The organism is Bifidobacterium [indicum] DSM 20214 = LMG 11587, assembly GCF_000706765.1.
Lineage (GTDB): Bacteria > Actinomycetota > Actinomycetes > Actinomycetales > Bifidobacteriaceae > Bombiscardovia > Bombiscardovia coryneformis.
The window spans coordinates 71,051-85,261 of the sequence record NZ_CP006018.1 but is presented as its reverse complement, the minus strand read 5'-3'; the positions used below and the strand labels follow the sequence as shown (position 1 = coordinate 85,261).

Genomic DNA, 14,211 nt, shown 5'->3' with positions numbered 1-14,211 from the left:
AGAGATATCGGGGTCTCCCAAACAACGAGCGGCCGTCCTGCAATTCAAGTTGCAGGACGGCCGCTTGCATATCGGTCGGGAACAGGAGACCGCAAGTCGAAGGCCCGGAATCCCGACCAGGGCGTCTCTAGAAGGCGGAGTAGTTGGACATCTGCCTGAGATAGGGCACATTGGTGGCCAGCCAGGGGAAGCCCCACTCCAGCAGGGCACAGGCGATGACCAGAATGAGCAGAATCATCAGTATCCAGCGAATGGGTGCGGTGCCGGACTGATGACGCAGAATCCAGCCATAGATGCTGGCCACCGGGCGGGGCCTGGTCCCGTTCCTGATTTCCCGTAGAAGGGGATAGCGCCAGGCCAGCAGGGCGGCCAGGTAGATGACCAGGTAGGCGGCAATCAGCACCAGAATCGTTGTCTGGAGAGAACCGACCCTGACCAGGGGTGTCGAGGCCTTGTCGGCGAAGAGCACATCGGTCCCCTGATCCCCCATCAACTCCCTGGGCACACCATCGGAGACCTTGGCCCAGTAGTCGAGCTCACCCCAGCTGACCCAACGATGGGTGGCCGTGGAGTACTTGGGCTCGCAGGTGGTCAGGGTAATCATCCGCTTGGTGGCAGGATCGTCCGGCCGCTCGGGATTGGGCGCAATCACATCGACCTGGTCAGGCAGGACGATCTTGTAAGAGGTGTAGCGGTACACGTACCAGTAGTTCTTGGTCCGGAGCACGATGGCATCGCCGGGCTTGAACTCGTCAACATGGGCCAGGGGTTCACCGTATCCGGCGCGGTGGCCGGCAAGAGCTACATTGCCCAGTTCACCAGGCATCTGCGAGGTGGGGTAATGCCCGATGCCGGCATAGGCCAGCTGGGAGGGCGAGGTGCCCTGAACGACATTGCGCTCCCAATGCTCGCCGAAGCGAGGAATGTAGAGCTGGGCCATCAATTCGCCATCAGCGGCCGATTCCGGTTCGACCGGGGGATTACCGTGCTGGGGCTCGGCCACGCGCTCGGTATCACCGGAGGCGGGTTTGCTCCAGGAGGAGGCCTCACGGGCCTCCAACTGCCGGTGCTCCGACTGTACGCCCGTCCACCAGAGTTGCCAGACAACATAGAGCGCGCAGAAAACAGCCAGGGTTATAAGCAGCTCTCCCAGAACCTCTGCCACGGAAACCAATTTGCTGGGGCCTTTTTTGGGGTTTCCCCCGGCCTCATTCCTCGAATCGGGGGCGTAGTCGTTTCCCGGCTCTTCTGATGTCATTCTTGCGCTTTCTCGTCCACTGATGCGTATTGGAGGGGCTGGAGCACCGCGGTGGCCTCGGCGAAGCGGAGGTTATCGGAGTTCTCCACCTTCCACCCCAGGCCCAGCGTATTCACATACTCCTTATAGACCTTGACTGACGGCGAATCATCCAAGGCCTTGTTCATGCGATCAGTCGGACCTATGGCAGCGATTTTATATGGCGGCGAGTACTTTCTTCCATGCAGGAGGAGCACATTGCCCACGCAGCGCACAGCCGAAGTGGGCAGGACCCTCTGGTCCTGAATCTGCATGGACTCGGCCCCGCCGGCCCAGAGGGCGTTGACCACACTCTCCACGTCCTGCTGGTGAATCACATAGTCGTTGATATTGGCTGAGGATCCGTCCTGCCCCACCTTTTGCTGCCAGAGGGGGGAATCGTTCAGGGTCACCGTCAACCCAGGTCCCTGGACGGCCTTGAGGACCGTTCCCGCCCCGGCATCCTCCCTGGAGTCGGATCCGTCCTTGTCGTCAGTCAGGTTTTTCAGAGCGTTGATCTGGGAGCTCATGGAATTGATGTCCTGGCGCAGACCGGAGGCCTTGCTCTCACGTTCCTCCACCAGGCCGGCCGTATCCGATGTGACGGTCACGGTCCTGTTGACCCTGATATTCACAGTCAGCATGTACCCGACAAGAGCCAGGACCACAGCCACAGCCACCGTACCCACCAGGGACTTGCGAGCACCGTGCTTGCCCGTCCTCCTGACCATTGCGCCCCTCATTCCCGTCTGCGATAGTATTACGTTCGAGTCTAACCGCTACTATGTCTTAGTAGACCGAATGAAGGAGAATATTCTCATGGCAGAGCATCAGCTCCATGACACAGACGAGGCGGTGGACGAGGAGCCTGTCAAGGCCGAGGAGACCGTCGAGACCGGGGAACCCATGTCCGAGTCGGCACCAGACAAGTCGGAAGAGGCCGAGGCCAAGGCCGGAGATGCCGATGTTGATGCGTCCGGCGATTCAGGCGATAAGGACTCCGACGACGACCTGGATGACGAGGAGTACGGTCTGTCCATGGACAAGGTCGAGGCGGTTCTCAACCAGAGCGTCGACAAGAAGCACATGACCCCTCAGATGCGTCGTATCATCCAGCGCCAGGAGGAGAACACCAAGCGCGTGGAAGAGACCATCAAGGGCACCAAGGCGAACCCCCGTTGGTTCGTTCCCCTCTTCGTCACCCTGATGTTGCTGGGTCTGATCTGGATCGTGGTCTACTACATCTCCTCCACCCGAGGCAATGTCTACCCGATTCCCACCATCGGCAACTGGAATCTGGCCGTCGGCTTCGGCATCCTGCTGGTCGGCTTCCTGATGACCATGTGGTGGCACTGAGCCGATTCATCTTCCCGAGAACCCCGGAATCGCAGCCTCTATGACTTGCGCTTCCGGGGTTTTCCATATCCAGCAGACTATCCGTGGTCACATCCGTACTCAGGAATTTGACTTATCCACACCCTTCACCCTGTAGTTACAAACACTTTGTACACAACCCAGAATCGTCCTATTTGCAACGATTTTGGGTTACTTATCCACACTTTTACCCAGCATATGCACCAGAATCAGGGACTTATGCGCAACTTATCCACACTTTTATCAACAGTTGTGGATAGATTACACGTGTGTAATTTGCCGCCGGCGCTCCTTACATGAAGGGGATGGGGTTGGTCATATTGCAGAGGAAGGCCAGAGCGGCAATAACCCACAGGAAGACAATCGCGATGCCAATCCACCGCACGGTAAAGGACCTTGCGGTCCTGGCCCGTCCCGCGATGCGGTCCAAGGCGACCATATAGAGGAGACCTGCCAGGAATCCGCCTACATGGTCCTGCCAGGCGATTCCCGGCACGATGAGGGGCATGCAGAAGTTGAGGACCATCCAGATCACCATGGATCGAATGTCCATTCCCATACGGCGGTAAATCACCAGAATGGCGCCGAAGAGCCCGAAGAGGGCCCCCGAGGCACCGATGGCCGACGTGCTCCATCCGCTCGGAACCAGTGCGGCATAGACCATCAAGCCCAGATCGCCGCCAAGTCCGCTCAAGAGGTAGAGCACCAGGAAGCGCCACCTTCCCAGAAAGCGCTCCAATACCGGTCCCACCACCCAGAGGGTGATCATGTTGAAGAGGATGTGGGTCACATTGGTCGAGTGCATGAACATGGAGGTGACGAACATCCACGGGTTCCGCAGGGCCAGGGCCGGGGCGAAAGCCAATCGGTTGACCAGGACGGTCAGATAATCCTGCGGTCGGAGCAGGTAGGCAATCATCTGAACCAGCCAGACCAGAATGCAAATCAGGGTAATCCCCACCGTCGCCAGGGGAAGGTCGCTCCCCCACCGCCTGCGCATGTAGGCCAGGGGCCCACCCGACCCCCTGCCCGAACCTCCCGGATTGGTGTACTTGCCGTTGAGCATGTGCCCACTCTACCCCGGCACCTTGGGCCCTGTGTGCCTTTTCCGTGCTTCAATCGGCCCGTCGTCGCACCCGTTCGCTTCCATCCACTAGGATGGAAAGGGAGTCGGCCATAACGGGCAAGGCCGGCATATCGTCGTCGAAAGGAGCCAAACATGGAGAACAAATCTTCAAACGGCTGGAAGTTCTTTGCTCTGCTCTTCGGCACGCTGCTGGCTGGCGTTGTCGCTCTGTTCATATACAAGCAGCAGAACCCGGATTATGATCCCTGGGAGGAGCCCTGGGAGAACAGCTCATCGCCGGTTGACCTGGGCCTGACCAAGGATGAGGGTGAGGAGTCCACGGACACCATTTCCCCCCTGCAGGAAGGCGCCACGGCCTGAACCGTTCCGGCCGGAGGGGAGCCTGACCCAGCGTTCACGCAAGGCACCGCCCGTTCATGTCAATGAGCATGAAGCGGCGTGCTTCGTTTGCGGACGTGCGGGCAACAGGCTCCTCTTTTTGTATATTCATGCTCTTACGAGGACTCCCACTCGTTTTGCCCGGGGATGGACCACGCCAGGCGGGAATGGTGACACGCCAGGTTCCCAGCTGGGCCACAATGGGAACATGAGTGTCATACGAGAAGCTGACGTGGAAGAGGGTCGTCGGGATTTCCTGTCCTGGCGGGATATGGCCAAGGAGATCAGGCAGGGCCTGACCGACCCCGATGATGTGGCCGCACGAATGGCCATCGACCCGAAAGTACCCCGACGCCAGGCTGCCATGGCCGTGCGATACTCCCTGCATATGTTGGAGATCAAGGCCCCCGGACCAGGAGTGGAGGTAAGGGTGGCTCCTTGGGGGGCCATCAAGATTCTGGACGGTCCGGCTTCGGACCCCCACAACCTGACCCCGCCGGATGTAATCGAACTGGACCCGGAGGTCTGGCTGCGCCTGGCCACTGGAATAACCAGTTGGCAGGAGGAGCGAGAAGTCGGACACATAACCGCCGTCGGCGAACGCGACGACCTTCACGAATTGCTGCCCCTGGTCTGATTGACTCACCTAAACAGGTGACAGTCACCAAAGCAAGAAGGCCTCAGGCGATTAACCCGGTTGCCCTGCAACCGGCCTATAGGTCACTCGGCCTTTTTGGAACCAGCCTTTGCCGTACCCGATGCCTTCGTGCCTGCCTTGGTTGAAGACTTGGATGCCGTGGATTTCCTGCCCGAGCCGGACCCGGCCGTGGCCTTGGAAGCACTCTTGGCCGATGTCTTACCGGATGCCTTGGTCTTGGCCTTGGTTGTACCCGTCTTGGAGGCGGATGTCTTGTCGGCCACCTTGGCACTCGAGGCCTTGCTACCCGCGGTCTTGGTGGATACGGCGCTCTTGCCTGTCTTGGTCGCCTTGGAGCCTGACTTGGCGCCGGCCTTCTGGGATTCCGTCTTTACGGCTGCGTCCTTCGTGTCCTTCTTCGGGGCACCATGCCCCAGGATGCTGGGAACGGGAATGGGGATACGCTTGCGGGGCTTGGGCGTCACCGGCATCTCACCGGATGTGGCCTTGGCCGCGGCCTCGGCAGCCCAGCGCGCATAATCGTCCAGATCATCGTCTGCAGGGGCTGATGCCGCATCCGCCGTATCAGGCAGAGCACCAACTGTGTCGGAGGACTTTTCGGCTGAATCCGCATGCCTATATTCGGCCTCGACCACCGTAAAGGGATCGGCAGGCCCCTCACCGGGCTCCTTGCCACTTAGTTCCTTGGCCAGCTCGTCGTAATCCGTATCAGTTGTCAGATACTTGAGCTTACGGGCTATTTTCGTCTGCTTAGCCTTCTGACGTCCGCGGCCCATCCGACCCCCTTCGCCAGGTAACGTGCACGTTAGGCACAGTGATTGTAAGTTTGCATCACATAAGAGATTACCACCTGCTTATCTTGTCTACTCGGACTTTTACGATAAAAGCAATTTCCAACGGCATTTCGGCATTTCGACAAGGGCGGGTCCATGCAGAGCGAAGAGCAGGTCACAGCGGCAGGCAATGAGATCAGCGAGAGCTTCAAAACCGCCAAAAAGCTGTCGGACCAGGTCCTAGCCAAGCTGAAGGAGAACCCCGGACAGTACACGATGCTGACCGGAGACAGGCCCACGGGGCGTCTCCACCTGGGCCACTATTTCGGCTCCATCCGCGAGCGCGTCCAGATGCAGGACCGAGGGGTCCATACCAATATCATCATCGCCGACTATCAGGTCATCACCGACCGCGATACCACCGAGCACATGAAGGACAACGTCCTCAACCTCGTCCTGGACTACCTGGCGGCCGGCATCGACCCCGGCAAGACCATGATCTTCACCCACTCGGCCACTCCAGCCGAGAATCAGCTCATGCTCCCCTTCCTCTCCCTGGTGACGGAGGCCGAGCTGCATCGCAATCCGACAGTCAAGTCCGAGATGGAGGCCAGCGGCCACGCCCTGACCGGACTGCTCCTGACCTACCCGGTCCACCAGGCCTGCGACATCCTCTTCTGCAAGGCCAACGTGGTCCCGATCGGGAAGGACAACCTCCCCCACGTGGAGCTGACCAGGACCATCGCCCGCCGTTTCAACGAGCGCTACGCCGGTGGGAACACCGTCTTCCCGGAGCCGGCGGCCATCCTCTCCGACTCCCCCGAGATTCCGGGCCTGGACGGACGGAAAATGAGCAAATCGTACGGAAACTCCATCATGCTGGGAGCCACCGCCGAGGAGACCGCCAAGCTGATCAAAAAGTCCCCCACGGATTCCGAGCGCAGGATCACCTTCGACCCGGTCAACCGTCCCCAGGTCTCGGCCCTCCTGACCACTGCCGGACTGGTAACCGGACGCGACCCCAGGGAAATCGCCGAGGAAATCGGTGATTCCGGTGCAGGCGCCCTCAAGGCCTATGTGACCGAGTCGGTCAACACCTTCCTCGCCCCCCACCGCGAGCGCAGGGCCGAGCTGTCCAAGGACATGGATTACATCCACGACGTGCTGGACGAGGGCAACAGGAAGGCCGAGCAAATCGCCGAGGAGACCCTGGACCAGGTCCGCTCGGCCATGGGAATGCGGTACTGAAAACCAAGCCTCCAGGCAACAGGCCTGCGGAGCCGACAAGTCGCTCCGCAGGCCTGTTTTCATACGTCGTAACGCCAGGACTTATCGGTGATGACCCTGGCCACCACCAGTCCGATGGGCAGGCAGATGATGACCATGAAGGCCCGGAAGGCCCAGTCCAGCGCCTCCAGTGTATTGAACTGCCCCAGGTAGAACATGGCCCGGTACATGTAAAGCCCGGGCACCATGATGACGATGGAGGGGACGGTCAAGCTGATACGTGGATACCCCAGGTCCGGCGGCAGGTATCCATGGCGGACCGATGACCGCCAGACCGTGGCCAGGATGCCGGCCACGAAGGCCCCGAGGAAAGCGCCCATCTCCGGCGGGACATTAAGCAGATCCTGCATCTCCAGACGCATCGTATCGGTCAGGGCCCCGATGGTGGCCGCAACCAGGGCCATGCGCTGGGGAGAATTGAAAAGGACCGAGAACCCCCATACCCCGCAGAAGGCCGCAACCATACGCAGACCGGCAAGGACCCAGGCGTTGAGAACCATGGGCTCGAAGCCCTGCGGGTTGAGCATGACCATCCTGGCAACGGCCCAGCCACCCAGGGTGGCGACCAGGATAATCGAAAAGGCGTAGGTGATGCGCTGTATCCCCGAGGGAAAATCCAGTTTGGCGATATCCAGGCCACCGGTGACCAGGGGGAAGCCCGGAATCACATAGAGGATGGCACCAATGTATGCGGTGTCGTGCCTCAGGGCCACCGGGTCGAAGAACCCGACCAGACGTAGGGTGCCGATGCAGGCCAGGGCGGCGATGATCACCGAGGCTCCGGTGGCAAAGAACTGGTTGATTCTACGGTCCAGCATCTGCCGGCGGAACCACTGACCGATGCCCGCGCCGACAAAGGCGCCCGCCATGTCATATGGGCCACCGCCAAGAAGAAAGACGAATGCGGCGCAGGCCACCGCCGCAGCGAAGCCGGAGAAGATCGGAGAGTAGAGGGGCTTTCTGCGCTCAATCAGATTCAGGCGTTCATGGGCCTGACGGACCGTAATGCCTCTATCGGCGGCGACGGGTTCCACACCGGAGGATTCCTCCCGCTCTATATGTTCGGCGGCAATCTCAGCCGCCCCGTCGCCCCCATCAAGGCTGGAGGCCGACTGATTTCCGACGGCACCCAGACCAACGGCCGTCATCGTGTCCATCTGCGCCGCCTCAACCCGGCTCTGCTCAATCTGGTCCAGGTTCTCCACCGCCTCCGCAGTGGTCTCCTTCAGGGCCTCAACCGCTGCGGCATCGTGGGCCAGCAGATCCTTCAAGGCCTTGCGGGCAACCGCATACACGTGGGGATCATCCAGATTATCGACCAGCTCCTCGGAAACCGAAGGCATGGCATGGTACGTGCTACTCTGCCCACAGTTGACGCTGAGCCAGTCGGCAAAGTGCTCCAGGAGCCAGATTCGCTCCGTATTGACACCGGTGGTGGGAAGGTCGACCACCTCGGTAATCCGCGAAACCCCATCGGTACAGGAGGCTTCAATGTCGGTCAGGTTCACGTCGGCCCGGACATGGACCCCCATCGGATAGGCGATTCGGTGCATCATCTGGCGCACACGGAAGCTCCCGGTGCCTGCCCCCAGTTCCAGCATCCCCACCCGTACTATGAGGCTGGTCTTGGCCGCTATGCAGGCATCGAGGATCGGCTTGTCATAGTCCCGCTCGATGTCTTCCATATCCAGGGGAATGGAATGGGTATGGTACTTGCTGACCCTCCTGGCACCCGCTTCCGTACGGCGGGGATCGTGATGCGGCAATCCGCTGCTCTTGGTTTTCACCCTTTCATTCATACTCCCTCCCACGTCACGCAGGCCGGTCATGACCAGGTAAACCACCCTGTATGCAGGAAACCCGTCCATATGTCAGGCGAGCCACACCCATTCACAACGTGACGGATGCCGGATGGACCATGAAATACAAATATGCCGTAGGCGACCTAGAATGAAGAGCGAGCCGCTAATTCGAAGGCTGTGGGCCTGCAACGCCAACCACCAATAACCGCGGAGGTGCCGCGGAATGGTTGATGACCGGGCAACCGGAGATTCGGCAAGGAGGACTGATGACAGATAGTAATCAGCAAATCACGGCGGCGGATGCGACCCTGGTTGCGTCCGGTACCGGCACAAAAGGCCCGGAGGAGCGCGATCTTCCCCAATCACTGGGTGAGGATATGGCATTGTGCCTGCGACTGCTTCGGGATGTTCTGGGGGAATTCGACAAGGAACTGCTCAACCGGTTTGACTCGCTGCGCGAAGATGTGGTGGCGGCCAGTGCCGACCATTTCAACAGACACCCCTCCGACCCCCTCCCCGACGAGGACGGTCTGGCCAAGGCGGTCGCCCTGATTGACGACACATCCATACAGGACTCCCAACTCCTGGCCCGGGCTCTGACTACATACTTCCACCTGGCCAACCTCTGCGAGGAGAACTACCGGGTGCGCGTCCTGCATGAGCGCGAAGGAAAGATCGACCTGGGTGTCAAGGGCACCGACCCCATCAACGAAATGACCAGCGCCTACAGCCAACTCCTTCAGGAGATGGGTCCGGCCAAGGCCTCGGAACTGCTGGAAAAACTGGAGTTCCACCCGGTATTCACCGCCCATCCCACCGAGGCGCGACGCAAGGCCGTCGAGGGCAAGATACGCCGCATCGCCAACCTGCTGGCCGTTCGCCGTGGACTGGGTGGTTCCGAGCGGGTGGAAAACGAGCGTCTGCTCCACAACGAGATCGACGCCCTCTTCCGCACCTCCCCCATCGCGACCAAGAAGCCGACGCCCGTGGAGGAATCCAACACCATCCTCGACATCTTCGATGCCACCCTCTTCCAGACCATCCCCAGGGTCTACCGCAGGTTCGACGACTGGATGCTGGGCAAGAAGGCCGGTACGGTCAAGCCCGTCTGCCCCGCCTTCTTCCACCCCGGCAGCTGGATAGGCTCCGACAGGGACGGTAATCCGAACGTCACCGCCAAGGTCTCGCGCAAGGTGGCCCGCAAGTTCTCCGACCACGTGCTCAAGGCCCTCCAGGAGGCAACCTCCACCGTCGGCCGCAACATGACTATGGAGGCGACCACCACCCCGCCCAGCAGCGAACTGCGAAGCCTGTGGAGCCACCAGAAGGAAATGAGCGAGCGCCTGACCGACCGCGCCGAGGTCGTCTCCCACAGGGAGTTGCACCGGGCCGTGGTCCTGGTCATCGCCGACAGGCTCACCGCCACCATCAAGCGTGACGCCGACCTGATGTACCGCAGCTGCGACGATTTCATCGCCGACCTGAAGATTGTTCAGGACTCTCTGGCCGCAGCCGGGGCCGTCCGCCAGGCCTACGGCCCCCTCCAGGACCTGATATGGCAGGCCCAGACCTTCGGTTTCCACATGGTCGAGATGGAGTTCCGTCAGCACTCACTGGTCCACGCCCGCGCCCTGGAGGACATCCGCGAGCACGGCCTGCACGGCGAGCGGGGAGAATTGCAGCCCATGACCCACGAGGTGCTCGACACCTTCCGTGCCCTGGGTGCCATTCAGAAGCGCAACGGGCAGAAGGCGGCCCGCCGCTACATCATCTCCTTCACCAAGTCGGCCCAGAACGTCAAGGACGTCTATGAACTGAACCGCCTGGCCTTTGAGCATGCCGAGGACGTTCCCGTCATCGACGTGATCCCCCTGTTCGAGCAGCTGGAGGATCTGCAGAACTCGGTGGACGTGCTGGAGGAGATCATCAAGATTCCCGAGGTCCAGGCCCGTCTCAAGAAAACCGGCAACAAGATGGAGGTCATGCTGGGGTACTCCGACTCCTCCAAGGATGCCGGACCCGTATCGGCCACCCTGGCCCTGCACTCCGCTCAGGAGCGTATCGCCAAGTGGGCCGAGAGCCATGACATCGACGTGACCCTCTTCCACGGCCGCGGCGGTGCCGTGGGCCGTGGCGGCGGCCCGGCCAACAGGGCCGTCCTGGCCCAGCCGGTGGGTTCCGTGAACTGCCGCTTCAAGCTCACCGAGCAGGGCGAGGTGATTTTCGCCCGCTACGGCAACCCGGTTCTGGCCATCCGCCACATCGAGTCCGTTGCCGCAGCCACCCTGCTCCAGTCGGCCCCTAGCGTCGAAGAGCGCAATACGACCATGACGGAGAAGTACTCTGACATGGCCGCCAAGCTGGACGATTCCGCCCACCGGCGCTTCCTGGACCTCCTCCACACCCCCGACTTCGCTCCCTGGTTCTCCATCGTGACGCCTCTGAACGAAATCGGCCTCCTCCCCATTGGTTCCCGCCCCGCCAAGCGTGGTCTGGGAGCCAAGTCCCTGGATGATTTGCGGACCATACCCTGGGTCTTCTCCTGGGCACAGGCCCGCATCAACCTGGCCGCCTGGTACGGCCTGGGAACGGCCTGCGAGGAGTTCAACGACCTGGATACCCTGCGCCAGGCCTACGAGGAATGGCCCCTCTTCAGCACCTTCATCGACAACATCGAAATGAGCCTGGCCAAGACCGACGAGCGCATCGCCAAGATGTACCTGTCCCTGGGCGATCGTGATGACCTGAGTCAGAAAGTCCTTTCGGAGATGGAGCTGACCCGCAAGTGGGTCCTGCAAATCGTCGGCGACGAGTGGCCCCTACAGCATCGCCACGTGCTGGGCCAGGCTATCCGTATCCGCTCTCCCTATGTGGATGCCCTATCGGTCACCCAGGTACGCGCCCTGCGAACCCTGCGGCGGCGCAACGACAAGGAGGAGCTCAGCAAGAGCCAGCAGGCGGACTTCATCTACCTGATTCTCTGCACCGTTTCGGGAGTCGCCGCTGGCCTCCAGAACACTGGCTGATCGCCGCTTGACGGTTTAAACAGGAGGCCCCGTTCTCCCGCAAATAGGAGGAGGTGGGGCCTCATTGCATTCATATGCTCCTTGAGATGAGTCGCATGTTCTTGTTTTCCAGATAACATGATGAGTATCGGTGAGTTAGCTCGTTTTCGATGTAGCTTGAAGAGTCGCTTCCTGACGGATAGAGCGTTGTAAGCATGGGCCATCGGCACGGTTCTGGAGATATTCGAAGTGGCTGTGTCCGGGTGGGGGGGGGGGCAGACTCCCCGCGTAGCCGAGCAGACCCCGGCACACTTCCCGGCAATACAGCCAGGGCACGCACACCGTCCAAACCCAAGTCCTCGGCAGAGGATTCCTCCTACTGGACGGGGACGGATAGGCCCGATACCTGGCCGATAGCACGACCAGATTTGCAGCCGTCAGCCTGCCGGAAAATCTGAAAGCCAGCCGGATCACCGGCAAACAAGACGGCCAGCCCTTCACCAGAAGCCAGTCACACAGTCAACTTCACGATTGGCGGAGGAGCCCGACACCGGACCCACAGCAGGTCTCCTACCCGTATGGCAGGGCGAAGCGACCTTCGCCCGATCCAGTGCGTAAAGGCTATCTTTCCGACGGATGGTTCATCGGACAGGTCGCCTGCGATTTCAGCAACCCCGTCACAGACAACCTCACCCTCACCGCCAAATGGACACACCAAGACCCAAACAAAGCGTGGAGAATAAACCCCGACAAGGGCATCCTGCTCGCCTTGGCCACCGGTATGACCGGCATGGGCGGAATGCTGGCATCCCACCGCCACAGGAGCAACTGCTTCACGCTTCGCACGAGTAAGACAGGCCGGGTCCCATCACTGCAATCCGGCGAACCGGCGGTTGTGCCCATCCCAACCGAGCATGGCCGCCATCTGCTTCTAAATGACGGAAAGGTACCCGTCGTAGCGCTCGGGCATGTCCGTGAACTCCAGACCAGCCGGCTGATACCACGAGTATCGGCGGGCGCCACCGTCGCCGGTCCAGATCTCAGGGCAGTCGTTGACCAGCCAGTCCGAGGGAACGGCATGGGCACCACCTGTTGAAGCCAGGGCCAATGCCTGCCTGAGCTGGCCTTCTTGGTCTGAGGTCAGGCTACCGGGGTAGGCCGAGAAGAAGAGCGGGGTTCCTGTCCGCGCCAAGAGGTCCATCCATTGACGGTTGAGCTTCCAGTCGATTGAGTCGGATATGCCCACGCAGTCGGCATCGGTGGCGTAGAAGCTCCCGTTCTGAGGAAGGCGGAAGGCCAAGGTATTGACCCCGATCTGCCTCGTCCGATCCCACTGCAGACCGCTGGTGTCGTCACCGGTCCGGTTGATCTGCATGAAGCCGACACCCAGGTGGCCGACCACGTTGCACCCCTGGACCAGCATTCCGGTCGTAGAAGCCTGCTCGAAGATGGCCCGGTAGAGCTGCTTGACCACCTGGGCGCTGGTCAGGCTCTGGTCGTAGAAGTGCCAGCCGTCCAGGCTGGGCCAGGGATTCATCTGGAATCCCCACCTGCCCAGCAGGTCGAAGGTGCTGAAATCATGCTTGACCAGCTGGTAGCCCCACTCCCCCATATGGACGATGTCCTGGCGGATGTAGTCCAGGGCCTGCGGGTTCGAGGGGTCCAAGCATCCGTTATGCGGGAGCCTCCACTGGTCGGCAATGGTCTCGTCCTCATTGAGGAGCGGACGGTACCAGATGCCGGGTTTGATGCCCTTGGCCTTGATCTGGTCGGCCAGGGTGCCCATGTCGCCGAACTTCTCATTGCCACGCCGCCAGGGGCCGCCGTTGTAGTCCTCAAGCCGGTGGTGGTCCTGCCAGCCATCGTCCACGACCATGGTGGGACGGTGGGCGTTGCCCCGGGTCAGGGAGGCCAGATACTCAGCATCGGCAAGGATCCGGGAACGGCTGGAGTCCCCGTAGGCGTAGTACCAGTTGTTGCTCCCATAGACCGGCTCAGGGGGCATAAGACCGTTCCGGCTGATCCGGGAGCAGAAGTCACTGCCCACAGCAAAGACTGGGCCGCCAGCCCGCTCCTGGAGCGGATATTGCAGGCAGATTATGGTGGCAGCTTCAAGCTCCCGGCCGTCCAGCACCAGGCCACTGCCGCCGTTGCGCAGGTCCAGGAAGAGGGTGATGCCGGCCGTATCGACCTGCCAGAAGCAGAAGGCGTTAGCGCCGGTGGCCACCCCGTACCCCTCGGCTTGCTCCTGACCCACCGCCAGGAAGTACCAGGGCATGAACCGGTTGGCACGCATGGTCTGGAAACCCATTCGGCCGTAGCCACGCTCCCAGGCGTCGCCCAGGTAGAGGTCGTCGGAGGGCATGGGCCTGGTCCAGCGCAGGGCCAGGGAGCGGATGGGGGTGGAGCCGGCGGTCAGGCTGACCTTCAAAGCAGACTCGCCCTTGAGACTGACCCTCACATCGGGGGCTGTGCTGAAGGGTCTGCCTGCGGACATCGTCTCCCTGTCGGCATCGGTGGTCAGCGTGATCCAGTCCGGCTCTCCCAGGCTAAGACTGGTTGGGTTCATGA

The 14,211-nt window shown here is 61.1% G+C and carries 10 protein-coding genes and 2 pseudogenes; 6 read left to right on the top strand and 6 right to left on the bottom strand.

Annotated features, from left to right (window positions below; translation table 11 throughout):
- Positions 1-127 precede the first annotated feature (127 nt).
- Both BINDI_RS00290 and BINDI_RS00285 read right to left on the bottom strand, forming a co-directional pair.
- Entirely contained in the window at positions 128-1,258 is a 1,131-nt protein-coding gene (locus BINDI_RS00290; RefSeq protein ID WP_081830718.1) for a class E sortase, read from the bottom strand.
- Positions 1,255-2,007 (bottom strand): DUF881 domain-containing protein, encoded by a 753-nt coding sequence (locus BINDI_RS00285; RefSeq protein ID WP_033491481.1) that lies wholly within the window; start codon positions 2,005-2,007, stop codon positions 1,255-1,257. The genes BINDI_RS00290 and BINDI_RS00285 overlap by 4 nt, the downstream gene beginning before the upstream one ends.
- Before the next feature lie 88 nt (positions 2,008-2,095).
- On the opposite strand from BINDI_RS00285, the gene crgA reads away from it, so the two are divergent.
- Complete coding sequence (gene crgA, locus BINDI_RS00280; protein WP_237742948.1) at positions 2,096-2,632, top strand: cell division protein CrgA; 537 nt, start codon at positions 2,096-2,098, stop codon at positions 2,630-2,632.
- Between the two features lie 310 nt (positions 2,633-2,942).
- Here the strand turns inward: crgA and BINDI_RS00275 are convergent, their stop codons facing one another.
- Positions 2,943-3,716: a rhomboid family intramembrane serine protease gene (locus BINDI_RS00275; RefSeq protein WP_033491483.1), complete on the bottom strand. Its 774-nt coding sequence runs from the start codon at positions 3,714-3,716 to the stop codon at positions 2,943-2,945.
- Positions 3,717-3,869: 153 nt separating this feature from the next.
- On the opposite strand from BINDI_RS00275, the gene BINDI_RS00270 reads away from it, so the two are divergent.
- A complete protein-coding gene (locus BINDI_RS00270) occupies positions 3,870-4,097 on the top strand; it encodes a hypothetical protein (protein ID WP_033491484.1) in 228 nt (75 codons plus the stop codon).
- 226 nt (positions 4,098-4,323) lie between these two features.
- Positions 4,324-4,752, top strand: a complete 429-nt coding sequence (locus BINDI_RS00265; protein ID WP_033491486.1) for a sterol carrier family protein — start codon at positions 4,324-4,326, stop codon at positions 4,750-4,752.
- Between the two features lie 413 nt (positions 4,753-5,165).
- On the opposite strand, the pseudogene BINDI_RS07605 reads toward BINDI_RS00265, so the two are convergent.
- Positions 5,166-5,549 (bottom strand): annotated as a pseudogene (locus BINDI_RS07605) (DUF3073 domain-containing protein); the annotation flags it as partial.
- Positions 5,550-5,702: 153 nt separating this feature from the next.
- Here BINDI_RS07605 and trpS point away from each other — a divergent pair.
- Entirely contained in the window at positions 5,703-6,794 is a 1,092-nt protein-coding gene (trpS, locus tag BINDI_RS00255; RefSeq protein WP_033491487.1) for a tryptophan--tRNA ligase, read from the top strand.
- A 59-nt stretch (positions 6,795-6,853) separates the two neighbouring features.
- Here trpS and BINDI_RS00250 read toward each other — a convergent pair whose 3' ends face one another.
- Positions 6,854-8,632, bottom strand: a complete 1,779-nt coding sequence (locus BINDI_RS00250; protein ID WP_033491509.1) for a threonine/serine exporter family protein — start codon at positions 8,630-8,632, stop codon at positions 6,854-6,856.
- Between the two features lie 269 nt (positions 8,633-8,901).
- Between BINDI_RS00250 and BINDI_RS00245 the strand changes: the two genes are divergently transcribed.
- Together BINDI_RS00245 and BINDI_RS07800 are read left to right on the top strand one after the other, a co-directional pair.
- Complete coding sequence (locus BINDI_RS00245) at positions 8,902-11,661, top strand: phosphoenolpyruvate carboxylase (RefSeq protein WP_033491489.1); 2,760 nt, start codon at positions 8,902-8,904, stop codon at positions 11,659-11,661.
- A 526-nt stretch (positions 11,662-12,187) separates the two neighbouring features.
- A pseudogene (locus tag BINDI_RS07800) lies at positions 12,188-12,492 on the top strand (hypothetical protein); the annotation flags it as partial.
- Positions 12,493-12,571: 79 nt separating this feature from the next.
- Here the strand turns inward: BINDI_RS07800 and BINDI_RS07595 are convergent.
- Positions 12,572-14,209 (bottom strand): glycoside hydrolase family 36 protein, encoded by a 1,638-nt coding sequence (locus BINDI_RS07595; RefSeq protein ID WP_052109070.1) that lies wholly within the window; start codon positions 14,207-14,209, stop codon positions 12,572-12,574.
- Positions 14,210-14,211 lie beyond the last annotated feature (2 nt).